Origin of the sequence: Corynebacterium sp., assembly GCF_022712195.1 — a bacterium.
GTDB lineage: Bacteria > Actinomycetota > Actinomycetes > Mycobacteriales > Mycobacteriaceae > Corynebacterium.
Genome location: NZ_JALAGY010000023.1, coordinates 1 through 22,166, shown reverse-complemented (window position 1 = coordinate 22,166; position 22,166 = coordinate 1). Strand labels below are relative to the sequence as shown.

The window sequence follows — 22,166 nt, the reverse complement described above, 5'->3', positions numbered from 1 at the left end:
CGTCAGCCCCGTCGGCGACGCCTACAGTGGGCGACGATGACCCACGCACACGACCACCACGACTCCTGCACCCCCGACCTCGACCGCGACCTGGTCGTCACGGGCGCCCGGCCGGCCGGGGAGTCGTCTGACCACGACCGGGGTCGGCCCCAGACGCCACCACCTCCTGCGGCGCCCGTCGTCGAGGTGACGCCGCTGTCCCTGGAGACCGAGGTCGTCTCGCGGTCTGCGCAGGTGCCGGTGGTGGTCCTCATCGGCTCGTCCGTCGATCCTGCCACGTCCGCACTGCGCCGTGACCTGGAGGACCTCGCGACCGCCGCCCGGTTGCGCTGGGTCCTGGGGGTCGTGGACGCCGACCGGTTCCCGCAGGTCGTCCGGGCCTTCCGGCCTGAGGTGCTTCCGTCGGTGGTCGTCGTGGCCGGTGGCACGGGTGTCGGCACCTGGACCACGGTGGACGGTGAGGTCGACTGCGGGGAGTGGGTCGGGAAGGTGGTCGCGACTGTCGCCGGACGGCTCGAGGGGCTTCCGGAGGAGGAGCCCGTCGACGGCGCCGGGGAGGCGACCGTCGGCGGCTCCGTCGTCACGGACCCCCGGCTCCAGGAGGCGGCGGAGCTGGTCGGACGAGGGGAGGCGGAGGCTGCGCTGGCACTCTACGACCGGATGCTCGCCGAGTACGCCGACCCTGGTGCGGTGGGGACCCTGCGTCGGGCGCGGGCTGCGGTGGCCGTGTTGGCGCGTACGCGGGACATGGACCGTTCGGCCGTGTTGTCGGCGGTGGCGGACGCGCGACGGTGTCGGCAGGGGGAGCCGGGCACCGTCCTGCGTGCCGCGGATGTGCTGGTCCTCCTCGACAGGCCGGTCGAGGCGGTGGAGTTGCTGTCCGGGTCCCTCGTGCATGCCGCGGATGTGGAGAGCATCCGTCCCCGGCTCCTGGAGATGCTGCATCTGCTGGACCCCGGTCACCCGGCGGTGTCGGAGGCACGGCGGAAGCTCGCCGCGGCCGTCTTCTGACAGCCCCGGCCGATGTCGGTCGACGGGGGTCCGGACCAACAACGGGCGGGGTCACCGGCACCGGCCCGGGGTCTCCACCAGCCGTCCGTGGTCGAGGACGACGACGCGGTCGGCGCTGTCCGCCTGGTGGCGGTGGTGGGTGGCGACGACGACGGTGGTCCCGCCGCGGCACTCCTCGCGGACGGCCGCGTCGATCATGGTGACGGTGGTGTGGTCCACCGCGGCGAGGGGTTCGTCGAGCAGGAGCAGCGGTGCCTGCTGTGCCAGTCCCTGGGCGATGAAGGTGCGTTGGCGTTGCCCTCCGGAGAGTTCGTCGAGGGTGCGGTCGGCCAGGTCGGTGATCCCCATGCGGGCCATGGAGGTGTCGATGACGTGGCGGTCGTCGCGGGTGAGGGGGCGGAGCAGTCCGCGTCGCCGCCACCGTCCCATGGACACGGTCCGGTGGACGGAGACGGGGAACAGGTCGGGGGTGCTGCTGTGCTGGGGGACGAGGGCGACGTCGGGCGGGGTCCCGGTGACGGTGCCGGTGACCGGGCGCAGGGTGCCGGCGAGGATGCCCAGCAGGGTGGATTTTCCGGAGCCGTTGCCGCCGACGAGGGCGGTGACGGTTCCCGGTTCGAGGGTGAGGGTGACCGACCGGAGGGACGGTACCCGTGCGTAGCGGTGGGAGACGCCGGTGAGGCGGACTGGTTCACACATTCCTTCATGATAATGATAATCATTATCAAATGGAACTCCTGACTGCGCCTTTCGAGGTCTCGTTCGTTCTCCGCGCGCTGCTGGCGGGCGGTCTCGCCGCTGTGCTCTGCGCCTGTGTCGGTACCTGGGTGGTCCTGCGGGGCCTCGCGTTCTTCGGGGACGCGATGAGTCACGGCATGTTGCCCGGGGTGGCGGTGGCGGCGCTGCTCGGCGGGAACCTCATGCTCGGCGCGGCGGTCAGTGCGCTGGTGATGTCGCTGGGCGTGGTCACGGTCAGCCGTGCCTCACGCCTGTCGCAGGACGTGGCCGTCGGCCTGCAGTTCATCACCATGCTGTCGCTCGGGGTGGTGGTCGTGTCGCACTCCGGCTCGTTCGCCGTGGACCTCACGGCCTTCCTCTTCGGCGACGTCCTGGGGGTGACGGGGCGGGACGTGGCGGTCATCGCCGTGGCCGCCGCGGCCGGTGCCGCCGCGTGCGTCCTCGCGCACCGGCCGTTCACGGCGCTGACCTTCGACGAACGTAAGGCGCACACTCTGGGGCTGCGTCCGGGGGTGGCGCACCTGGGGATGCTCGTGCTGGTGGCGCTGGCGACGGTGGCGTCGTTCCAGGTGGTCGGCACGCTGCTGGTCTTCGGGCTGCTGATCGGCCCGCCGGCGACGGCGTTGCTGCTGGTCCGGGGCATCGGTCGGGTGATGGTCACGGCGGCGGTGATCGGTGTGGTCCAGGTGTACCTCGGCCTGCTGGTCAGCTGGTACGCGGAGACCGCCGCCGGGGCGACGGTGACCCTGCTGGGCGGGGTCGGCTTCCTGGTGGTGTTGGCGGCGAAGGCGGTCCTGTGTAGAGTCAGGCTCCGTACTGCAAATGATAATCATTATCAGTAGAGGAGAATGATGACGTTCCAGCGCAGAACACGAGCCCGACCTCCGGTGCCGTCCGGCCGTCGTGCCGCCGCCCTTGCGGTTCTCGCCGTACCGGCCCTGACCATGGGTCTCGCCGCCTGTGGGGCGGGGTCCCCTGAACCTGAGCCGACCGCGGTCTCCGGCACGGACGAGACGCCCCACGGTTACGTGGAGGGGGCGGACGAGGCCACCGAACCGCAGCTGAGGCTGTCGGCCGTCGACGCCGACGGCGGTGGAGTCACACTCGTCGACCTGCTGACCGGTGATCCTGTGGAGGCCCCGGGCGTGGGGGACGGGCAGGACGTCCTCGCGACGTCCGACGGACGCTTCCTGTTCACCACCGACGGCACCGACGGCACCGCCGTGACCGTCACCGACACCGGGGTGTGGACCGTCGACCACGGTGACCACAGCCACTACTACCGCGCCGCCCCGTCCGCGGTCGGCACCGTGGACGGCGACACCTCCGGTCACGTGGTGTCCAACGGGTCGCAGGTCGCGATGTTCTTCGACGGAGACGGTGCCGTGAAGGTCTTCCCGCGACAGGGGCTCGGTGACGGCGAGCTGACCGAGGAGGTCTCCTTCGGGGTCGGCGCCCACCACGGTGTCGCCGTTCCTTTCGGCGACCGTGTCCTGACCACGGTCCCCGGCGGGGACGACCGGGAACTCCCCGGCGACCTGGCCCTCTACGACGACGGTGGGGAAGTCCCGGACGGTCTCACCGGCGTGTCCGCCTGCCCGGAGATCCACGGTGCGGCAGGTCTCCGCGACCACGTGGCCTTCGCCTGCGGGGACGGTGTCCTCACGGTGGACGACGACTTCACCGGTACCGTCACCCCGTACCCGCAGGACGCGGACGGACGCGCGTGGTCGCTGGTGGTGGGCCGGGATCTGGTGGCGGCGCCGTTCGAGGACGGCGGCCTCGGCGTCTTCGACCCGGAGTCCGGTGAGTGGCGGACCGCCGACACCGGTGCCCCGGTGGTGTCGGTCGCCGTCGCGCCGGACGACTCGACCGTCCTCGCCGTCGACGAGGACGGCGTGGGTTACGTCGTCGACGCGGACTCCGGCGAGGTCACCGCGCAGCGTCAGCTGGTGGACGGCGGTGGGGACACGGCGCCGTCGGTCGTCCTGACCCGGGAGCGGGGGTACGTCTCCGACCCGGCGGCCGGCACCGTCGCCGAACTCGATGTGCGGGACAACCTGCGCGAAGCCCGCAGCATCGACGTCGGCGGCCACCCCGCCGCGATCGCCGTGACGGGAGGCCGGTGATGGGCCGCCTCCGGACACTCACCGCGACGCTGGTCTCCGGGGTGCTCGCCGGCGTCCTCGTGGCGTGCGGCGGTGACACTGAACGGCCGAGTGTCGTCGTCACCACGAACATCCTCGGTAACGTCGTCTCCCGGCTCGTCGGCGACTCCGCGGACGTCCGCGTGCTGATGAAGCCTGACGCCGACCCGCACTCCTTCGGCATCTCCGCGAAGGAGGCCGGCGACATGCAGCAGGCCGACCTCATCGTCGCCAACGGTCTGGGACTGGAGGAAGGTCTCGGGTCGAACCTCGACAACGCCCGCGCCGAAGGAGTCGACGTCCTCGAGGTCGGTGAGGAGATCGACCCGCTGCCCTACGCCTCAGGCGGGGACAGGGGCGATCCCGACCCGCACTTCTGGACCGACCCCGGCCGCATGGTCACCGCCGCAGGGATCATCGCGGACCGCCTGGCGGGCGCGGTCGACGGTGACGTCGGCGAAGAGATCCGGTCCTCGGCGGAGACCTACCGCTCGGAGCTGGAGGACCTCGACGCCGAGGTGTCGGAGCTCCTGGGTTCCGTGCCGGAGGACCGCCGGAAACTGGTGACCAACCACCACGTGTTCGGCTATCTCGCCGACCGCTTCGGGTACGAGGTCATAGGCACGGTCATCCCCGGCGGCACGACCCTGGCCGCCCCCTCGGCCGCGGACCTGCGCGACCTGAGCACCACCGTCCGCGACAACCGTGTCCCCGCGATCTTCGCCGACTCCTCCCAGCCCCGGCGCCTCGCCGACGTACTCGCCGACGAGGCCGGGGTCACCGTCGATGTCGTCCCCCTCTTCACCGAATCGCTCACCGGGCCGGACGGTGAGGCAGGGACCTACATCGACATGCAACGCATCAACGCCGAGCGCATCAGAGACGCGCTCAGCTGACACCTGACTCTCGAGAAGGAGAACCATCATGTCCCCGACGCCCTCAACGTCCCTGATCCACCAACCACGCCGGATCCGCCGCAGCGCGACCGCCGCGACCGCTGCGAGCCTCGCCGCCGTCCTCACGGTGACCGCCCTGTCCGCCTGCTCGTCCGGGGAGTCGTCCCACGACGGCCACGGAGAAGAACCCGCCGTCGAGGCGCAGGAGGTCGACGCCGCCGAACCCCGTATCCTGACCACCTATGACGGCGGCTACCTCACGCTGGACGCCAACACCCTGGAGGTGGTCTCGGACGAGAAGATCGACGGGTTCAACCGCCTGAACCCGCTGGGCGACGGCCGTCACGCCCTGTTGTCCACCGGTGACGGCTTCCAGCTCATCGACGCGGGCGTCTGGACCGAGCCGCACGGTGACCACACCCACAGCTACGTCGGTGACCCGGTCCTCACCGACACCGTCTTCGGCACCGACACCCCCGGCCACGTCGTCAGCCATGACGGCAACGTCGCCCTGTTCGGCGACGGCGACGGGAGGATCCAGCTGTTCAAGGCAGAGGACTTCCTCGGCATCTCCGGCGGTGACGGCGACGACGTCCCCGAGCCGACCGTGAAGGAGACCGACGACCCCCACCACGGTGTCGCCGTCGAACTGTCGGACGGGACCCTGCTCCACACCGAAGGCACCGAGGAGCACCGGGACACGGTCGTGGCCGTGAGCACCGACGGTGAGGAGATCGCCTCCAGCAGTGACTGCGAAGGAGTCCACGGTGAGGCGACCGCCGCCGACGAGGCGGTCTCGTTCGGCTGTGAGGACGGCGTCCTGGTCTACAAGGACGGCAAGTTCACCAAGATCGACGCCGAGGACCGTTACGGGCGCACCGGTAACCAGGCCGGCTCGGACAAGTCCCCGGTGGTGCTGGGTGACTACAAGGTGGACGAGGACGCGGAACTGGAGCGTCCGACCAGGATCAAACTGACGAACACCGGGGACAACACCGCACAGCTCGTCGAGCTGGGGACGTCCTACAGCTTCCGCTCCCTGGCCCGGGGGCCGGAGGGTGAGGCCCTGGTGCTGGGAACGGACGGCAAACTGCACGTCATCGACCCGGAGACCGGTGACGAGACCGACGCCTGGGACGTCGTCGGTGAATGGGAGGAACCGGTGGAATGGCAGGAGGCCCGCCCCACCCTGTTCGTCCAGGGGGACCGGGCCTACGTGTCGGAACCCGCCACGAATGAGCTGCACGTGGTGGACCTGTCCACCGGCGAGATCCTGACGTCCGCCGAACTCCCGGAAACCCCGAACGAGCTGACCGGGGTCACCGGCTAGGAAGGTCCTTCCTCCAGGAGCCAGTCCCGGAGGTCACCGACTGCGGAACGGTATCCGCCGGGGTAGGAGGATTCCAGTGCGGCCTCGGCTCGCTGGAGGAAGTACTCACTTATCTCCAGTTTCGTCTCCCTGCTCCATTCGAGGCGGCCGATGTCAATGCACGAATCTGTCTGGACTCCCAGATACTCTGGATTGGATCGGTTCGCGCCTCTGGCGATGCGCAGGTATGACCCGGTACTGTCTGAGTAGATCTCCACGTCGCCGAATATCAACGCGGTATATTTATCGCATTTCATTCTATCGAGAATCCCTGCTCCCGCTGACTGGTGCCTGGTCAGACATTGCACTTCACGAAGATATTCTGCGGACGCCCTAAGTCCTTCCTCCATTGAGCATCATGATGTGAACAGTAGCCAGTTGCGGAGTTCGGCGACAGCCGTGTCGTAGCCGCCCGGATATGAGGCGTTCAGTTCCGTCTCGGCGCGCTGGAGGATACGTTTGCTCAGCGAGAGCTTTTCCTGCCTTGTCCAGGTGAGACGTCCCTGCTCCAGTGGCATGTCCGTGCGCGCGTCCGGTGCTGTCCACTGCAGCCGGGACCCGTCCGGTTGATGGACACGCACGAAAGAGCCTCCCCAGTCCGAGTAGATTTCCACGGTACCGAACTGCAACGTCGTGAACTGCCTGGTTTCCACGTGACTTCCAAGGGGTAGGCGGGTCGGTGTCTGGAAGTCACCGTAGCAGGCGGTTCCGCGCGGGCAGGGGCTTCCGCTACCGCCGCCGTAGCAGGACGACGTGGTCCGGGTGCCCTCCGAGCTCGCCGTCGAGACCGATGACCGTGCGGTCGACCGTCTCGTCCACGACGATGTCCCAGGCGTCCACGTCGAGACCGAGGGCGTCGACGGCGCCGGACTCCTCGGGGTCGGCATCCGGCATGACGTGGGACAGGATGAACAGGTGGCCGCCGGGGCCGACGAGTTCGCCGGCGGTGAGCAGCAGTGAGGAGCGACGGCCCTGCGACGGGGCGTGCAGGTAGCTGGCGGTGACCAGGTCGAAGCTCTCCCCGTCTGGGATCCCGTGCACGCCGGTGTCGGTGAAGCGCAGGCCGTCGACACCGGCGGCGGCCGCAGCCTCCCGTGAGCGTCGCGCGGCGGTGGCGGACACCTCGACGCCGAGCGTGTCCCACCCCTGCCGCGCGAGCCAGACGGCGTCGGCACCCTCTCCGCAGCCGATGTCCGCAGCCCGGCCGCGGGAGTCCCCGAGCTCGTTGGTGAGCACGCGCACCAGCGACGGGTTCGGGCGCCCCGACCAGCGCGGTGGGGCCTGGGCGTAGGTGTCCTCCCAGAAGGCCTCGTCGGCGACCTCGGGCCAGTCGTGGTGGGAGGACGGCGCGGTCAGTGCGTGCACCGCGTTGTCGGTGTCCTCGGTGACTAGGGCGGTGTTGAGCATGCCCGCGGCCATCGACGCCTGCCCCATGGACGCGGGCACGTTCAGGCGCGGGTCGGTGACGTTGCCGGCCGCCCACACGCGCGGGTGGCTGGTCTGTCCGAAGGCGTCGACCGCCAGGAAGGAGCCGATGCCCGGGACATCGGTGCGGTCGAGGTCCAGCCGGGCGAGGAAACCGTCGCGCGGACGGGCCTGCGGGTGCAGCCCGATCGCGTCGATCGCGTGGACGGCGCCGTCCTCGGTGCGCACGCCGGTGAGCGTAGCGTCGGTGGCGGTGATCTCGGCGACCGGGGAGGTCACGACGGTGATGCCGCGGGCGTCGAAGCGTCGGCGCGTGGCGTCGTCCAGCTGGTCGGCGACCTCGGTGCCGGTGACGAAGACGGTGAGGTCCTCGGTCCAGTTCCGGACGAGCTGGGCGTACCGGAAGAGCATGGGGGACGACGCCAGTACACCGATGCGCTGGTCGCGGTGCTCCCAGCCGTGGCAGTAGGGGCACTGGAAGACGGCGTCGCCCCAGTGCTCGGCGAGCCCCGGGATGTCGGGGAGGTCGTCGTCGATGCCGCTGGCGACGAGGACGGCGCGGGCGTGCTCCACGGTGCCGTCGGTGAGGGTGACCTTGAGACCGCGGACGACCTCGGTGACCGACTCGATGCTGCCGGTGGTGACGGTGACACCGTAGGCGTCGAGTTCGGTGCGGCCCTTCTCCAGGAGGTCCGCCGGAGGGAGGCCGTCGTGGCCGAGGACGCCGTGCATGTGCGGGGCGAAGCGGTTGCGGGGTGCGGCGGAGTCGACGACGAGCACGTCGCGACGGGCCCTTCCGAGGAGTTCCGCGGCGCTGAGTCCGGCCGCGCCGCCGCCGATGACGATGATGTCGTGTGCTCTCATGTCACCGATCCTGCTCGCGTGCGCGTGTCCCGGCAACGCAGGTTGCCGGAACGGCACACGGGGGAATGGGTGGGGCGGCTACCGCCGCTCCTGCCGCCACACCGACGAGGTCGTGACCGCGGCGATGGCCGTGGTCAGCGGCACTGCGGCGACCAGGGCCAGGGAACCTGTCGCCGAGCGGAGGATCTCCGTGGCCATGATGTCCGAGGTCAGGATGTGGCCCAGATCGCGTCCGGACACGCTGAGCAGCACCAGCAGCGGCAGGGCGGCGCCGGCGTAGGACAGCACCAGGGTGTACACGGTGGAGGCCAGGTGGTCGCGGCCGACCCGCATCGCCGTGCCGAAGAGGCGCAGGTTCGATGCGGTGGGGTCCAGTTGGCGCAGCTCGGCGATGGTCGAGGCCTGGGCCACGGTCACGTCGTTGAGCACGCCGAGGGTGCCGATGATGAACCCCGCCAGCAGCAGGCCGCTGATCGACAGCCCCGGCAGGTACAGCATGATCTGCATGTTGTTCTCGTCGGCGAGGCCGCGCAGCTGGTTCGTGTCGATCGCCAGCCACGCGAGAGCGGTGCCCACCAGCATCGCCGCCAGCGTGCCTCCCAGCGAGGAGGCGGTCTTCCAGTTCATGCCGTGGACGAGGAACAGTGCCAGGTACAGCACCGCCGAACATGCGGTGACCGCCAGCAGCACCGGGTCGCCGCCGCGTGCCAGGGCGGGCAGCAGGAACACCCCGAAGATCCCCAGTGTCACGCCGAGTCCCAGGATCGAGCGGAAGCCGCGCCACGCACCGACGACCACGACCGCCACCAGGGTCAGCACCAGCCACACCCACACCGGCGTGGTGCGTTCGTAGTCCTGGAAGCCGTAGGTCCGGCCACCGTCGTCGGCGGTGCCGGTGGTCATCAGGATCTCCCGGCCGACGGGCAGGTCGGGGGACCCCTCGGAGTCCGGCACCACCAGCAGTGTGCGGCGTCCCTCGTCCGGCCCGGAGGTGATGTCGACGATCACCTGCGGGCAGGTCGCGGCCTCACCGGCGGTGGCGCTGGGGTGTGCGGTGGGCGGGGCGGTGTCGAAGGAGCGTCCGATCGCCGGGGAGTTGCACGCGCCGGAGGTCTCCAGCGCGACGGTGCCGTCGGTGACCTCCTGCGCCAGCCCGGAGGTCTGGTGGAAGCTGTCGCCGGTCTCGGGCTCGCCCTGGGGCCACTGCAGGACCACGGCGACGGCCGTGGCGACGAACCCGGCGACCAGGACGACGAACAGGACGGCCCGCGGCAACGTCCACACGATCTGACGCGGGTCGAGGTTGCGGGGGTGCATCCGTTCCGCCAGCGGACGGTCGTCGGACGGGCCGTGGCTGTGGGCGTGGCTGTGCCTGTGCTGCGCGGCTGCGGCGAGGGGGTCGGACGGGGCCGTGGCAGGCGCGGCGGGCGGGTCCTTCTTCTGCCGGGATGGCGCGGGGGCGTGGTGGCGTCCCAAAACAGGCTGCTTTCTCTCGGGGATGGTGCAGGGTGACGCACCTGAGGATAGTCGGGGCCGGTCCTTGACACGCAGAGTTGAACAAGCGTTTAATATTGAACATGCGTTCAGACAACAGGTCCGCCGACATTCTCGAGGCTGCCGTGGCCGAGTTCGCCGACCGGGGGTTCGGTGCGGCCACCGTCCGGGGGATCGCCGGCGCCGCCGGGGTGTCCCCGGGGCTCGTCCTGCACCACTACGGCTCCCGGGACGGGCTGCGCCAGGCGTGCGACGACCACGTCTTCGACACCCTCACCGAGGCGAAGAGGGCCAGTGCGGCGGGCGGGACCACCGCACTGCCGGTCATGCTGGCCAGCCCGCGGATGCGGGTCTACCTCCACTACCTCGTGGCGTCGCTGGTAGACCCGTCCGACCACGGGCAGCGGTTCTTCGACCACTACGTCGACACGATCGAGGGGATCCTCGACGACGGCTTCGCCGGCTACACCTTCCGTGAGGCCGGGGGTGACGCCGCCGGCGACCGACGGGCCAGGGCGTGTGCCGTGGCGTTGCTGGCGCTCGCCCCGGCCATGCTGCACCAGCGGATCGGCAGCGTGCTGGGCACACCGGACATGGTGGACACGTTCGCCCGCCTGGCCCCGCAACTGTTCGACATCTACCGCAACGGGCTCATCAAGGACAACGAGGACAAGCCATGACACAACCCACCGACCCTGCCGTCGACCTGCAGGGTGTCACCAAACGCTACGGCCACGTCACCGCGCTCGACGGGCTCACCCTCCGGGTGGGGCACGGGGAGGTCCACGGTTTCCTCGGGCCGAACGGGGCGGGGAAGTCCACGGCGATCCGGATCCTGCTGGGGATCCTCCGGCACGACGAGGGACACGCCCGGATCCTCGGCGGCGACCCCTGGAAGGACGCCGTCGGCCTGCACCGGCGTCTGGCCTACGTCCCCGGCGACGTGGAGCTGTGGCCGAACCTCACCGGTGGTGAGGCGATCGACCTCTTCGCCCGGCTGCGGGGTGGCGTGGACACCCGTCGACGGGACGAGCTGATCGAGCGTTTCCAGCTCGATCCCCGCAAGAAGGGGCGAACCTACTCCAAGGGCAACAGGCAGAAGGTCGCGCTGATCTCGGCGTTGGCGTCCGACGTGGACCTGCTGCTGCTCGATGAGCCGACATCGGGCCTCGACCCGCTGATGGAGGCGGTGTTCCAGGAGTGCATCCGCGAGGCGGTGCGCGACGACGGACGGACCGTGCTGCTGTCCAGCCACATCCTCGCCCAGGTCGAAGCGCTGGCCGACCGCATCTCGATCATCCGGGCCGGCCGCGACGTGGAGACCGGGACCCTGGACGACCTCCGGCACCTGCAGCGCACCGCGGTCTCCGTCCGGACCAGCCGCCCGCTGGACGGTTTCGCCGACCGGGCGGGCGTCCACGACCTCACCGTGGACGGTGCAGGGCACGTGCACTTCGCGGCGGACACCGTCGCCCTGCCGGGCATCATGGATGAACTGGCGTCCCACGGGGTCGAGACACTCACGGCGACGCCCCCGACGCTGGAACAGCTGCTGCTGAGCCACTACGGGGAGGAGCCGTGACCGGCCAGGCGACCGGCCGGCTGACCGGGACGTGGACCCTGCTGCGGTTCATGCTGCGTCGTGACCGGGTCCGCCTGCCCGGGTGGGTGCTCGGCATGGCCGCGTTGACCGCCTACTTCGCCAACACGCTCGGTACCGTGCTGGACCAGGAGTCCCTGGAGGGGTTCGCGTCGGTGCTGACGACACCGGTGATGGGCCTGGTCGGCGGCCCCGGTTACGGCTTCGACGCGATCACCCTGCCACGCCTGTTCGTGGGGGAGTACGGCCTGGTCCTTATGGTCGGCGCGGCGATCATGACGTTGACCACCATGTCCCGGCACACCCGGGTGGAGGAGCAGACGGGGCGGGCCGAACTGCTGCGTGCCAACGTCGTCGGACGGCACGCCCAGCTCGCCGCGGCGTGGGTGCTGTCCGCGACGATGACCGCCCTGCAGACGGTGGCGGTGTGGGCCGCCCTCCAGTTCTCGGCGATGGCTCCGGAACCGACATCGTCGAACCTGCTGTTCGCCGCCGGCGTCGGTGCGGTGGGCCTGGTGTTCGCCGGGGTGGCGGCAGTGACCGTCCAACTGTCCCCGTTCTCCCGGGTGGGGTCGTCGGTGGCCGGTGCCGTCCTGGCGGTCGCCTTCGTCGTCCGCGGCCTGGGCGACATGTCGGCGCTGCAGCACGGGCACCGCGGCGGGATCGCCTGGCTGTCCTGGCTCTCCCCGCTGGGGTGGTCGCAGCAGACCGCGCCGTACACACTGGACCGGTGGTGGCCGTTGCTGCTCGCTGTCGCTGCCGCACTGGTCCTGACCGGTGCCGGGGTGGCACTGCAGTCACGCCGCGACCTGGGCGCCGGGCTCGTCGCGGACCGGCCGGGGCCGACGACGGCGGCCCCCTGGTTGTCCACCCCGGTGGCGCTGGCGTTCCGGCTGCAGCGGGCGTCCCTGGTGGGGTGGTCGGTCGCCATCCTGGTGGCGGGCGTGATCTTCGGGGTGTTCACCGGGCCGATGGCAGACGGTGCGGAGGAGATGCCGGACGAGGTCCTGGCGGTCTTCGGCGGGGCCGCGGGCATCGTCGATGGCTACCTGGGGTTCATGGCCGTCTACTTCGCGGTGATGGTCGCCGTGTACGCCCTGCTGTCGGTGCAGGCGCTGAGGGGCCAGGAGCAGGGGTTCCACACCGAGACGGTGCTGTCCACCGCGGTGTCCAGGTCGTCGTGGCTGCTGTCCTGGACCGGGGTGACGACGCTGGGTGCGTTGTGGCTGCTGTTCCTCGCCGGGCTCGGGTCGGGGGTCGGCGCCGCGGCAGGTCTCGGCGACGCCGGACTCGTCGGGCCGACACTGCTGGGGCACGTCGCACAGACCCCGGCGGTGTGGGTGCTGCTCGGGGTGGCGGTCCTGCTCTACGGGCTCGCCCCGCGGCTGGTCGGTCTGGCCTGGGTGGCGCTCGGCTGCTCCACACTGTTCGTGCTCTTCGGCGAGATGGTCGACCTGCCCGAGGCTCTGCTCGACACCTCCGTGTTCCGGCACGTCGGGCAGTATCCCGGCGAGGCGTTGTCCTGGGGTGCGGTCGGCGTGCTCACGGTGGTGTCCGTGCTGTTCACGGCCCTGGGAGCCGGTGCGTTCCGACGCCGTGACCTGGTCACCACCTGAGGCGGACTGCTAGGCTGGACCACATGACTGACATGGGCTTCTCGATCGCCAGGATCTGGGACCACCGCTGACGGCGGTGGAGACTCCCGTTTCCTGACTGAACTGCTCCACCGTCGTCCCCGATGTTGACTCATCGCCGGGCGGCGGATCTCGTGCTGCCCGGCTCCGGACCACGACACTGGAGTACACGGACACATGTCCCGTCAGAACGACCCGAAAGAACAACAGTCCCACATCCGCGCCGTCGACCTCGGCGCCTCCGTCGCAGGACGCCGGATCCTCAGCGGGGTGACCGTCACGGTCTCCGCGGGGAACCGCCTGCTCATCGTCGGTGAGAACGGCGCCGGCAAGACCACCCTGCTGCACACCCTCGCCGGGGAACGCGACCCGGACGCCGGCAGTGTGGGCCGCGCCGGCACCGTCACCCTGGTGCGGCAGGACATGCGCGACGACCCCGGCCGCACAGTCGGTGACCTCGTCGCCGCCGCCACCGCCGAGGCGGACCGGGCCCTCGCCGATCTCGACAGGGCGGCACTCGCGCTGGCCGACGGCACACCCGCGGTGGAGGAGGCCTACACCCGGGCCCTGGACCGCGCGACCGGTCTCGACGCCTGGGACGCCGCCCGCCGCGTCGACGTCGCCCTGGCAGGTCTGGACGCCTGCACCGACCGGCACCGCACCCTGCGCACCCTGTCCCACGGGCAGCGGTACCGGGTCCGGCTCGCCTGTGCCCTGGGCGGCGACGGCGTCCTGCTGCTCGACGAACCCACCAACCACCTCGACGCCACGGCGCTGGACTTCCTCACCGCCCGGCTGCTCGGGCACCGCGGCCCGGTGGCGGTGGTCACCCACGACCGCGCCCTGCTGCGCGACCTCAGCGCCGACGGCCGGGGGACCTTCCTGGACCTCGACCCGACGTCGGACGGCACACCCCGGGTCACCACCGGCACCTACGACACCTGGCTGTCCCGTCGGCGGGCGGAACGGGAGCACTGGGAGCAGGAGTACGCCGCACAGGTCGCCGAACACCGCCGTCTCGAGGCGGCCGTCGACGACGCCCGGGCACGGCTGACCACCGGGTGGCGTCCGGGGAAGGGGCACTTCAGACACCAGCGCGCCACCCGGGCGGCCGGCACGGTCCAGACCCTGCACCGCCGTCAGGACGCCCTGGCCGGGCACGCGGTGGACGTCCCGGAACCACCGTTGACGCTGCGGTGGCCGGACCTGCCCGTCGCGCCGGGGCGTACCCTGCTGACCTGCGAGGAGGTGTCCGTGGAGGGGCGTCTCGCCGGCCCGGTGTCCGTGGAACTCTCCGGCGGGGACCGGCTGGTCGTCACCGGCCCGAACGGGGCGGGGAAGTCCACCCTCGTCGACGTGCTGCGGGGACGCCTCGCACCGACGACGGGACGGTGCCACGTCCACGACGGCGTGCGGGTGAGCGTCCTGACCCAGCAGGAGCCGAGGTGGGACGGAGGCACCCGCGCCGCCGACGTGTACGACACGGTCGCCGGGCCGGACGGGCCGGCACTGTCGTCGCTCGGCCTGCTCGACCGGGCGGCACGTTCCACTCCGGTGGACCGCCTGTCGCAGGGGCAGCAGCGCCGCCTCCACCTGGCACTGTGCCTGGCCACACGCCCCGACCTGCTCATCCTCGACGAGCCGACGAACCACCTCTCGGCCCCGCTGGTCGACGGGATGACCTCCGCACTGCGGGCGACGGACGCCGCCGTCGTCGTGGTCACCCACGACCGGCAGATGCTGCGGGACCTCGTGGGGCGGGACGGGGAGACAGGCGGGGAGGGACGGTGGCCGGTTCTCGCCCTGCGGTGAGCCGGTCGGGCGGGTTCGGGTGCGTTCCCGTGGGTGCAGGGCACGGCGCTGTCCGTGGTTAGGACACCGGACCGCGGAAGCGCTAGCCTGGGATCCATGTCCACACTCAGCCACGCCCCGGCCGCGGAGGCCGGTGAGGCCGCTCAGGGAGGGGACACCGCGACGCCGGTGTCGCCCGCTGACCGGTTCATGCTCCGGTTGCTCCGTGTCAGGCAGGTCGACCGGATCGACATGGAGGCGGTGGCCGGCGCGCACCGGGCGTTCCGTTGGGCGATCGTGTTCTCCGCCGTGCGGTGCACGGTCACCTACCTGCTGGTGCCGGTCCTCATCCCCGTCGTCAGTGTCGCCGGGATGGTGGCGACGCCGCTGAGCATCACCCTGTGCCTGCTGGCGCTGGTGAACGGGACGGTGAGCATGCGTCGTTTCTGGCGTACCGACCATCCGGGCAAGTGGATGTACACATGGTTCATGGCGGTCGTGTTCCTGATCCTCATCGGGACGCTCGTCTACGAGTTCATTGGATTGGTGACGTGATGAAGCCCGAGTCAGAACTCCACGAGGTTCAGGAGCCGGCCGATACGGTCGAGGAACACCCCGGGCAGCCGGAGATCCCCGGCTCGTCCACCGCGGACGTGGTGACCCTGCTGTTCATGGCGGTGATGATCATCGCCACGGTCGGGTGCTTCATCTTCATCATGTGAGGGTTCAGGGGTTCAGCATCTCCCGGCACTCCTCGGTGGTGAAGCTCTCGAGGCACTCGGACCATTCGCGTTGTCCGTCGACCCACGGGTGGCTCGGCGTCTGCCCCTGGTTGAGCTGCCAGACGTAGTTGTCGCACATGATCGTCGTGCCGTCGGCGGCGACGGCGGTGCGTCCGATGTCCGCGCCGATGCACTGGTCGCCGAGCTGCGGGCCGCTGGCCTCCGGGGCAGGCTGCGGGGCCGGTTGCGGTGCAGGCTCCGGCTCGGGCGCAGGCTGGGGCTCCGGCTGGGGTGCGTCCCCGCCCTGCGTCGGGTCCGGCGTGCGAGGCGGTTCCGTGGTCGATGACGTGACCGCTGACGTGACCGTGACGTGGTCGACGTTGCGGCCGGTGAAGGCCGGGCCGCCGGATCCCGTCACCCGAACAGGTCTTCGCCCCAGTAGCTGTCCTCTGTCGTCCCGCCGGGGACGTGGAAGACCGCCGACCCCACATGGGTGATCCACTCGTTCAACCGGTCGCCGTCGGCCAGTCGCCGTTGCACGGGGATGAACGAGGTCCGCGGATCCCGCTGGAAGCAGGTGAAGATCAGGCCGGTGTCGGAGAGGTCGATCAACTCGGCGTCCTGCAGGCCCGCGGGCCCGGCGGTGACGGGCAGGTCGTAGTTGTAGGCGCGCCGCAGCATGCGCTGGGCGTCCCCGTCGCGAGACGTGGCGAGTGCGACGTGGGAGTGGGCGTCGATGAGGGGCAGGCCGTCGTCGCCGATCTTGTCGACGTCGACGTCGGTGAACTCGTCGCCGCCGCTCAGCGGTGCACCCTCGACGATGGTGCGGCCCATCGCGACCTCGCGGGTGCTGCGGTCCACGGACTCCCACTCGGGCATGTCGAAGGCGACCCTCCGCACGATCATGCAGGTCCCGCCGTCGTCGTTCCACACCTGTACGTCGAGGTCGGCGTCGGTGCGCGGGTTGACGGTCCCGTCCTTGAACCCGAAGAGGTTGCGGGGGGTGCCGGGTTCGCCGTCGGTGACGGGGATGTCGAGGAAGCCGGTCTGGCTCCAGGACGGCCGGGCGTAGTCGGCGCCGCCGCGGACCAGGACGCGCAGGGCGTGGGAGACGGTGGTGCGGTCGTCGCCGCAGATCTGCAGGACGATGTCGCGGTCGCCCCAGCTGTCGTCCAGCTTGTCACCGGTGAACCGGGGCAGGGGCTCCAGCCACGAGGGGGCCTTGTCGGAGATACCTGCGGCGGCGTACAGACCGGCGCCGAAACCACAGGTCACGGTGAGGTTCCCGGGGTTCGTCGCGAGTTCCGGTTCCAGGTCGGCGAGCACGGGTGTCCCGGCGCAGAGGCGTCGGGCGTCCCCGGTCCAGATGCGCAGCAGACGTTGGACGGTCCGGCGGTCGGCGCCGTCGCGCAGGGAGAAGGCGACGGTGGTGTTGTGCGACTGGGGAGGGGTGGCGATGCCGGCCTGGTGCTCGCCGTCGAACGGGACGGTGGACGGCGCGTCAGCCGATCCTGCCGCCTCGTCCCGCCCGTCGGCGCAGGACGCGGTGACGCCGGCGGCCCCGAGCACCCCGAGGGTGCCGAGCCCGCCGAGGAAACCGCGTCGGGTCAGCCCCCGGGACGCCGTCCGCGGATCAGTGCCCGGCATGCTCGTCGTGCTCGGCGGAGTCGCCGGTGCCCTCGGTGCCCTCGGTGCCGTAGTCTTCGTGGGCGGACTGCTGCACACGGACGGGGATGTCGCTGACCTCGTAGGTGGTGCCGTCCTCGGCGGTGAGGGTGAGGGTGAGGGTGTCGCCGGCGGCGATCTCGTCGTGGTTCTCCATGATCATGATGTGGGTGCTGCCCGGCTCCATGTCGACACTGCCGTTGGCCGGGACCACGAGTCCGTCGTCGGTCTCCCTCATGATGCCGTCGACGGTCTCGTGGAACTGGTAGACGCCTTCGAGGTCGCCGGTGACGCGGGTGAGGTGGATGTCCTCGTCCGTGGAGTTGGTCAGCTCGCCGAAGACGGCGGTCATGGAGGTCTCGGTGTCCTTGGCCCCGACGTACCCGTCGGAGAAGGAGACGGCGTCGCTGCTCTTGTCGCTGCTCTGTGCCGCAGCGGTCGTCGTCCCGTTTCCGTTGTCGTCGCTGTCGCTGTCGCCGCCGCAGGCGGTGAGGCCGAGGGCGAGGACGGTGGCGAGGGCGGCGGCGCTGAGGCGGCGCGTTGTGGTGTCGGTCATCGAACACTCCTGAATGTCACGGACGGGTCTGAACTGCTGAACTACAGGTCAACCTACTAGTCGGTTCTGTCGTCAGAAGAGTTCCGTGACGTCACCGGGATCACTTCCGGGGGTGGCGCCGGCGTCGGGCCTGCACCCCCGTGTGCGGTGACCCCGGAACCGGCCGGCCCGCGGATCCGACAACTCCAGCGTGACCAGTTCCGTGACCACCGATTCCTCTCCAGCCTCTCCCGGTCCCGTCGCCTCCGCGCGGCCGACCGGCCCAGGGGACCGCCGGCAGTACGGCCTGTTGCGGCGCCTGCACTTCTTCGCCGGTGTGCTGTGCGCGCCGCTGATCCTCGTTGCGGCGGTGACCGGCCTGCTCTACGCCTTCGCGCCGACGGTCGAGCAGGTGACGAACCACTCCATGCTCACCGCCACCGTCCCCGACGGTGCGACGGCGGCGGACCGCGTACCGGTCAGTGAGCTGGTGTCGACGGCGCACGCGTCCCACCCGGACCTGGACCTGGCGGGGGTGCGCATCGGCGGTGACGACGAGACCACCCGCGTGCTGTTCAGTGACCCTGACCTGCCGGAGTCCACCCTGCGTGCGGTGTTCCTGGACCCGTGGACGGGGGAGGTGAAGGGCGACAGCACCCAGTACGGCAGCTCCGGGTCGTTGCCGTTGCGGCAGTGGATCGCCGACGGCCACCGCACCGCGTGGCTCGGTGAGCCGGGACGCCTGTACTCGGAGACGGCCGCGAGCTGGCTGGGCGTCCTCGCCGTCGGTGGTGTGGTGTTGTGGTGGCGGCGGCAACGCGGGGGCCGGTCCGCCCCGGACCGGGTCCGGGCCATGCTGCGTACCGGTGGCAGCGGCAGGACGCGGACGATGCGGCTGCACGGGGCGACGGGGACGCTCGTGGTGGCGGGCATGGTGTTCCTCACCGTCACCGGGCTGACCTGGTCGTCGGTGGCGGGCGGCACGATCGGTGACGTTCGCGCGGCGCTGAACTGGGGCACCCCGTCGGTGTCGGCGTCGCTGCCGGGCGCGCGGGAGGTGGTCCCGTCGGACGACGCGGGGGAACACGCCGGTCACGCCGGTCACGGTGACCACGTCGCGGCCGCCACCGTCCGGGTCAGCGGCCTCAACGCCGGGTCCGTCGACCGTGTGGCGGCGACGGCGGTGCAGGAGCTGCGCACCCCGGTGACGATCACACCCCCGACGGTGGAGGGGCAGGCGTGGACGGCGTCGGAGGACCGGGCCGCCTACCGGTTGTCGAATGACGCGGTCGCGGTGGACTGGGCGACCGGTGAGGTCACCGACCGGCTGCCCTTCGCGGACTGGCCCCTGGCGGCCAAGGCGACGAGCTGGCTGATCCAGCTGCACATGGGAACCCTGTTCGGGCTGCCGAACCAGCTGGTCCTCGGGGCCCTGGCCGCGGCGATCGTGGCGATGGTCTGCTGGGGGTACGCGATGTGGTGGCGACGGCGGCCCGCCGGAAACGCCGCCGGACGGTTCGCCGGCCCGCCGCGCCGGGTCGCGTGGTCGCGTCCGACGCCCGGCACCGTGGTGCTCGTCGTCGCGCTGGTGGCCTACGGCCTGGTGGCCCCGCTGTTCGGCGTGACGTGTCTCGCGTTCGTCCTGGGCAGCACGCTGTGGGACGCGGTACGGCGGCGGGTCAGCACTCCACCACGTTGACGGCGAGTCCGCCGCGGCTGGTCTCCTTGTACTTGTCGTTCATGTCCGCGCCGGTCTCACGCATGGTCTGGATGACGGCGTCGAGGGAGACCACGTGTGAGCCGTCGCCGGCGAGCGCGAGGCGGGCGGCGGTGACGGCGGTGGAGGCGGCGACGGCGTTGCGTTCGATGCAGGGGATCTGCACCAGTCCGCCGATGGGGTCGCAGGTCAACCCGAGGTGGTGTTCGACGGCGATCTCGGCGGCGTTCTCGACCTGTGCGGCGGTGCCGCCGCGGACCGCGCAGAACCCGGCGGCGGCCATGGCGCACGCCGAGCCGACCTCGGCCTGGCAGCCGCCCTCGGCACCGGAGATCGAGGCGTTGGCCTTGATCAGTGAGCCGACGGCGGCGGCGGTGAGCAGGAAGGTCCGCACGTCGCGGTCGGTGGCGCCGGGAGTGGTCCGCCACCAGTAGTGCAGGACGGCGGGGATGATGCCGGCGGCACCGTTGGTGGGGGCGGTGACGACGCGACCGCCGGCGGCGTTCTCCTCGTTGACGGCGAGGGCGTAGACGTGCAGCCACTCGTCGACGGTGGCGGTGGGGTCGTTCTCCAGGCGTTGCCGCATGGCGGCGGCGCGGCGTCGGACGTGGAGGCGTCCGGGCAGGACGCCCCCGGTGTGCAGGCCGGCGTCCACGCAGGAGCGCATCGCCGTCCAGACGGCGTCGATGCCGGCGGTGACCTCGGCGGGGGAGCATTCGGCGGCCCAGGCGACGTCGGCGACGGTGCGGCCGTCGGTGCACAGGGCGAGGAGCCCGGCGGCGTCGCGGAAACCGGGGCCGTCCTGCGGTGCGGACGCGCCGGTGCCTCCGCCGTCCCCGGTGTCCCTGCCGTCCCCGACACGTTCGATGAAGCCGCCGCCGACCGACAGGTAGGTCTCCTCCAGCAGGGGTGTCCCGGCACCGTCGCCCCAGGCCTGCAGCACCATGGTGTTCGGGTGGGGCAGCGCGCGGGAGGTGGGGTGGAACGCCACGTCGTCCCGGCTGAACCGGACCGGGGTGCGTCCGTCGAGCAGCAGCCCCGCCGGACGGTCGGGGAGGGAGGACCAGGCGCCACGCACCTCGTCGGGGTCGCAGGTCTCCGGTGCCGCGCCGCGGAGCCCGGCGACGACGGCGTCGGGGGTGCCGTGGCCGCGTCCCGTCGCCGAGAGTGACCCGTGGAGCTGGACGCTGACCCGGGTGACACCGGGCAGGTCGGCGACGCGGGCGGCGAAGTCCGCGCCGGCGCGCATCGGGCCGACCGTGTGGGAGGAGGACGGTCCGATGCCGATGGAGAACAGGTCGAGGGCGGAGACGTACACCGTCATGCTCAGGACTCTACCGTGGTGGCTCCGGCGGGTCGTGCGGCCTGCCGGGCGAGCAGGTCGGAGCGGGACGCCGGGGTGAGGGCGACGGTGGCGGCCGCGAGGGCGAGCCCCTTCGCCGCGTCGACGGCGGCGGCGTCGCCGGCCGGGGTGGCCGCGGCGGCGGCGAATCCTGTGGTGTGCGGCGGGTCGACGGTGCCGTGCAGGGCGATCATCGGGTGGATCGAGGGGACCACCCGGGAGACGTTGCCCATGTCGGTGGAGCCGCCGGTGCCGCCGGCCTGCGGGGTGAGGGTCCGACCCAGGCCGGTGAGGGCGTCGTCCCACGCCTCGGCGAGGAGGGGTTCCTGGACGAGGCTGGCGTAGCGGGGTTCGGTCTCCTCCACCGACCAGGAGCATCCGGAGGCCAGGGCGCCGGCCTCGAAGCAGTTCATCACCCGGCGCTTCGCGTCCTCCAGGACGTCCATGTCGAAGGCGCGGACCTCGGCGTCGACCTCGGTGTGGTCGGGGATGATGTTGGTGACGTGGCCGCCCTCGGTGACCACGCCGGCGACGCGGACGGAGTTGTCGAGCTGCTGCCGGAGCAGGCCGATCGAGGTCAGGGCGACGGTGGCGGCGTCGAGGGCGTTGACGCCGTTCTGCGGTGCGGCGGCGGCGTGGGCGGGGGTGCCGGTGTAGGTGACCCTGAAGCGGTCGACGGCCTGGCTGTGGAAGGCGGCGCAGCGGGCGTCGGTGCCGGTGCCGCCGTCCGGCCCGCCGTGGGCCATGAGGGAGATCGTCGCGTCCTCCCAGGCGCCTTCGCGCAGCATGAGGACCTTGCCTCCGCCGTGTTCCTCGGCCGGTGTCCCGAGCAGCTTCACCCGGATGCCGGCGGCGTCGGCGATCTCGGCGAGCCCCAGTGCGGCGCCGAGACCGGCGGTGGCGATGATGTTGTGGCCGCAGGCGTGGCCGATGCCGGGCAGGGCGTCGTACTCGGCGCAGACGACGACGGTGAAGTCCCCGTCGCCGTAGGTGGCCTCGACGGCGGTGTCCAGGCCGTACACCCCGACGGTGACGTCGAAGCCGGCGTCGCGCAGCTCACCGGCGAGCAGCGCGGCGGAGTCGTGCTCCTCGAAGGCGAGCTCGGGGTGGGCGTGGAGGGTGCGGCTGATCTCGAGGAGGCGGTCGCGGTGTCCGTCGATGCGTGCGGTGACGGCCGCGGCGGCGGTGTCGGGGGTCAGCAGGCTGAGCATGATGT

22 protein-coding genes are annotated in these 22,166 nt (G+C 71.3%); 12 read left to right on the top strand and 10 right to left on the bottom strand.

The genetic code is table 11. From position 1 onward, the window contains the following. Positions 1-36 precede the first annotated feature (36 nt). Complete coding sequence (locus Q0A34_RS02845; protein WP_291478275.1) at positions 37-1,011, top strand: tetratricopeptide repeat protein; 975 nt, start codon at positions 37-39, stop codon at positions 1,009-1,011. Between the two features lie 51 nt (positions 1,012-1,062). On the opposite strand, the gene aztA is transcribed toward Q0A34_RS02845, so the two are convergent. Further along, positions 1,063-1,710: a zinc ABC transporter ATP-binding protein AztA gene (gene aztA, locus Q0A34_RS02840; protein ID WP_291478272.1), complete on the bottom strand. Its 648-nt coding sequence runs from the start codon at positions 1,708-1,710 to the stop codon at positions 1,063-1,065. Between the two features lie 29 nt (positions 1,711-1,739). Here aztA and aztB point away from each other — a divergent pair, with 29 nt between their 5' ends. From aztB to aztD, 4 genes are read left to right on the top strand one after another with little or no spacing between them, the layout of a single operon-like run. Beyond that, the gene (gene aztB / locus Q0A34_RS02835; RefSeq protein ID WP_291478271.1) at positions 1,740-2,591 is read left to right on the top strand and encodes a zinc ABC transporter permease AztB; all 852 of its coding nucleotides are present in this window, start codon (positions 1,740-1,742) and stop codon (positions 2,589-2,591) included. Positions 2,592-2,600: 9 nt separating this feature from the next. Then, positions 2,601-3,878 (top strand): hypothetical protein, encoded by a 1,278-nt coding sequence (locus Q0A34_RS02830; protein ID WP_291478269.1) that lies wholly within the window; start codon positions 2,601-2,603, stop codon positions 3,876-3,878. Then, complete coding sequence (gene aztC, locus Q0A34_RS02825; RefSeq protein WP_291478267.1) at positions 3,878-4,792, top strand: zinc ABC transporter substrate-binding protein AztC; 915 nt, start codon at positions 3,878-3,880, stop codon at positions 4,790-4,792. Before Q0A34_RS02830 ends, aztC begins: the two co-directional genes overlap by 1 nt. A gap of 28 nt (positions 4,793-4,820) precedes the next feature. Beyond that, positions 4,821-6,122, top strand: a complete 1,302-nt coding sequence (gene aztD, locus Q0A34_RS02820) for a zinc metallochaperone AztD (RefSeq protein ID WP_291478265.1) — start codon at positions 4,821-4,823, stop codon at positions 6,120-6,122. On the opposite strand, the gene Q0A34_RS02815 is transcribed toward aztD, so the two are convergent. The 4 genes from Q0A34_RS02815 to Q0A34_RS02800 form a co-directional block, all read right to left on the bottom strand. Beyond that, positions 6,119-6,418, bottom strand: a complete 300-nt coding sequence (locus tag Q0A34_RS02815; RefSeq protein ID WP_291478263.1) for a hypothetical protein — start codon at positions 6,416-6,418, stop codon at positions 6,119-6,121. The two genes, aztD and Q0A34_RS02815, sit on opposite strands and share 4 nt — an antisense overlap. A gap of 99 nt (positions 6,419-6,517) precedes the next feature. Then, on the bottom strand, positions 6,518-6,814 hold the full coding sequence (locus Q0A34_RS02810; protein ID WP_291478262.1) for a hypothetical protein: 297 nt from the start codon (positions 6,812-6,814) through the stop codon (positions 6,518-6,520). Between the two features lie 76 nt (positions 6,815-6,890). Continuing rightward, positions 6,891-8,450, bottom strand: coding sequence for an SAM-dependent methyltransferase (locus tag Q0A34_RS02805; protein ID WP_291478260.1), 1,560 nt, complete (start codon positions 8,448-8,450; stop codon positions 6,891-6,893). 78 nt (positions 8,451-8,528) lie between these two features. After that, positions 8,529-9,926: a YibE/F family protein gene (locus tag Q0A34_RS02800; RefSeq protein ID WP_291478259.1), complete on the bottom strand. Its 1,398-nt coding sequence runs from the start codon at positions 9,924-9,926 to the stop codon at positions 8,529-8,531. A 101-nt stretch (positions 9,927-10,027) separates the two neighbouring features. Here Q0A34_RS02800 and Q0A34_RS02795 point away from each other — a divergent pair, with 101 nt between their 5' ends. From Q0A34_RS02795 to Q0A34_RS02770, 6 genes are all read left to right on the top strand, one after another. Beyond that, complete coding sequence (locus Q0A34_RS02795; RefSeq protein WP_291478258.1) at positions 10,028-10,624, top strand: helix-turn-helix domain-containing protein; 597 nt, start codon at positions 10,028-10,030, stop codon at positions 10,622-10,624. Beyond that, positions 10,621-11,526 carry an ABC transporter ATP-binding protein gene (locus tag Q0A34_RS02790; RefSeq protein ID WP_291478257.1) on the top strand — a complete coding sequence of 302 codons (906 nt, stop codon included), beginning with the start codon at positions 10,621-10,623 and terminating at the stop codon, positions 11,524-11,526. Before Q0A34_RS02795 ends, Q0A34_RS02790 begins: the two co-directional genes overlap by 4 nt. Continuing rightward, positions 11,523-13,160, top strand: coding sequence for an ABC transporter permease (locus Q0A34_RS02785; RefSeq protein WP_291478256.1), 1,638 nt, complete (start codon positions 11,523-11,525; stop codon positions 13,158-13,160). The genes Q0A34_RS02790 and Q0A34_RS02785 overlap by 4 nt, the downstream gene beginning before the upstream one ends. Before the next feature lie 195 nt (positions 13,161-13,355). Continuing rightward, positions 13,356-14,990, top strand: a complete 1,635-nt coding sequence (locus tag Q0A34_RS02780) for an ATP-binding cassette domain-containing protein (protein WP_291478254.1) — start codon at positions 13,356-13,358, stop codon at positions 14,988-14,990. A gap of 96 nt (positions 14,991-15,086) precedes the next feature. Then, positions 15,087-15,524, top strand: a complete 438-nt coding sequence (locus tag Q0A34_RS02775) for a hypothetical protein (RefSeq protein WP_291478253.1) — start codon at positions 15,087-15,089, stop codon at positions 15,522-15,524. Continuing rightward, positions 15,524-15,691, top strand: coding sequence for a hypothetical protein (locus Q0A34_RS02770; RefSeq protein WP_291478250.1), 168 nt, complete (start codon positions 15,524-15,526; stop codon positions 15,689-15,691). Before Q0A34_RS02775 ends, Q0A34_RS02770 begins: the two co-directional genes overlap by 1 nt. A gap of 4 nt (positions 15,692-15,695) precedes the next feature. Here Q0A34_RS02770 and Q0A34_RS02765 read toward each other — a convergent pair whose 3' ends face one another. From Q0A34_RS02765 to Q0A34_RS02755, 3 genes are read right to left on the bottom strand one after another with little or no spacing between them, the layout of a single operon-like run. Further along, positions 15,696-16,109: a hypothetical protein gene (locus tag Q0A34_RS02765; protein WP_291478248.1), complete on the bottom strand. Its 414-nt coding sequence runs from the start codon at positions 16,107-16,109 to the stop codon at positions 15,696-15,698. Next, positions 16,106-17,338, bottom strand: a complete 1,233-nt coding sequence (locus Q0A34_RS02760; RefSeq protein WP_291478246.1) for a Dyp-type peroxidase — start codon at positions 17,336-17,338, stop codon at positions 16,106-16,108. The genes Q0A34_RS02765 and Q0A34_RS02760 overlap by 4 nt, the downstream gene beginning before the upstream one ends. Beyond that, positions 17,325-17,912, bottom strand: a complete 588-nt coding sequence (locus tag Q0A34_RS02755; protein ID WP_291478245.1) for a copper chaperone PCu(A)C — start codon at positions 17,910-17,912, stop codon at positions 17,325-17,327. Before Q0A34_RS02755 ends, Q0A34_RS02760 begins: the two co-directional genes overlap by 14 nt. A gap of 202 nt (positions 17,913-18,114) precedes the next feature. Here Q0A34_RS02755 and Q0A34_RS02750 point away from each other — a divergent pair, with 202 nt between their 5' ends. After that, entirely contained in the window at positions 18,115-19,590 is a 1,476-nt protein-coding gene (locus tag Q0A34_RS02750; protein ID WP_291478244.1) for a PepSY domain-containing protein, read from the top strand. Here Q0A34_RS02750 and Q0A34_RS02745 read toward each other — a convergent pair. Together Q0A34_RS02745 and Q0A34_RS02740 are read right to left on the bottom strand one after the other, a co-directional pair. Then, complete coding sequence (locus Q0A34_RS02745; protein WP_363316423.1) at positions 19,571-20,926, bottom strand: L-serine ammonia-lyase; 1,356 nt, start codon at positions 20,924-20,926, stop codon at positions 19,571-19,573. The genes Q0A34_RS02750 and Q0A34_RS02745 overlap by 20 nt on opposite strands. Before the next feature lie 8 nt (positions 20,927-20,934). Beyond that, entirely contained in the window at positions 20,935-22,161 is a 1,227-nt protein-coding gene (locus Q0A34_RS02740) for an amidohydrolase (RefSeq protein ID WP_291478281.1), read from the bottom strand. Positions 22,162-22,166 lie beyond the last annotated feature (5 nt).

Bases quoted from the DNA above. Each gene is read 5' to 3' on its own strand.
- Q0A34_RS02755 (WP_291478245.1), bottom strand. From the start codon at position 17,912: ATGACCGACACCACAACGCGCCGCCTCAGCGCCGCCGCCCTCGCCACC.
- Q0A34_RS02830 (WP_291478269.1), top strand. From the start codon at position 2,601: ATGACGTTCCAGCGCAGAACACGAGCCCGACCTCCGGTGCCGTCCGGC.
- Q0A34_RS02740 (WP_291478281.1), bottom strand. From the start codon at position 22,161: ATGCTCAGCCTGCTGACCCCCGACACCGCCGCCGCGGCCGTCACCGCA.
- Q0A34_RS02805 (WP_291478260.1), bottom strand. From the start codon at position 8,450: ATGAGAGCACACGACATCATCGTCATCGGCGGCGGCGCGGCCGGACTC.
- Q0A34_RS02780 (WP_291478254.1), top strand. From the start codon at position 13,356: ATGTCCCGTCAGAACGACCCGAAAGAACAACAGTCCCACATCCGCGCC.
- Q0A34_RS02790 (WP_291478257.1), top strand. From the start codon at position 10,621: ATGACACAACCCACCGACCCTGCCGTCGACCTGCAGGGTGTCACCAAA.
- Q0A34_RS02795 (WP_291478258.1), top strand. From the start codon at position 10,028: ATGCGTTCAGACAACAGGTCCGCCGACATTCTCGAGGCTGCCGTGGCC.
- Q0A34_RS02815 (WP_291478263.1), bottom strand. From the start codon at position 6,418: ATGAAATGCGATAAATATACCGCGTTGATATTCGGCGACGTGGAGATC.
- Q0A34_RS02760 (WP_291478246.1), bottom strand. From the start codon at position 17,338: ATGCCGGGCACTGATCCGCGGACGGCGTCCCGGGGGCTGACCCGACGC.
- Q0A34_RS02775 (WP_291478253.1), top strand. From the start codon at position 15,087: ATGTCCACACTCAGCCACGCCCCGGCCGCGGAGGCCGGTGAGGCCGCT.
- Q0A34_RS02770 (WP_291478250.1), top strand. From the start codon at position 15,524: ATGAAGCCCGAGTCAGAACTCCACGAGGTTCAGGAGCCGGCCGATACG.
- aztD (WP_291478265.1), top strand. From the start codon at position 4,821: ATGTCCCCGACGCCCTCAACGTCCCTGATCCACCAACCACGCCGGATC.
- Q0A34_RS02845 (WP_291478275.1), top strand. From the start codon at position 37: ATGACCCACGCACACGACCACCACGACTCCTGCACCCCCGACCTCGAC.
- aztB (WP_291478271.1), top strand. From the start codon at position 1,740: ATGGAACTCCTGACTGCGCCTTTCGAGGTCTCGTTCGTTCTCCGCGCG.
- aztA (WP_291478272.1), bottom strand. From the start codon at position 1,710: ATGTGTGAACCAGTCCGCCTCACCGGCGTCTCCCACCGCTACGCACGG.
- aztC (WP_291478267.1), top strand. From the start codon at position 3,878: ATGGGCCGCCTCCGGACACTCACCGCGACGCTGGTCTCCGGGGTGCTC.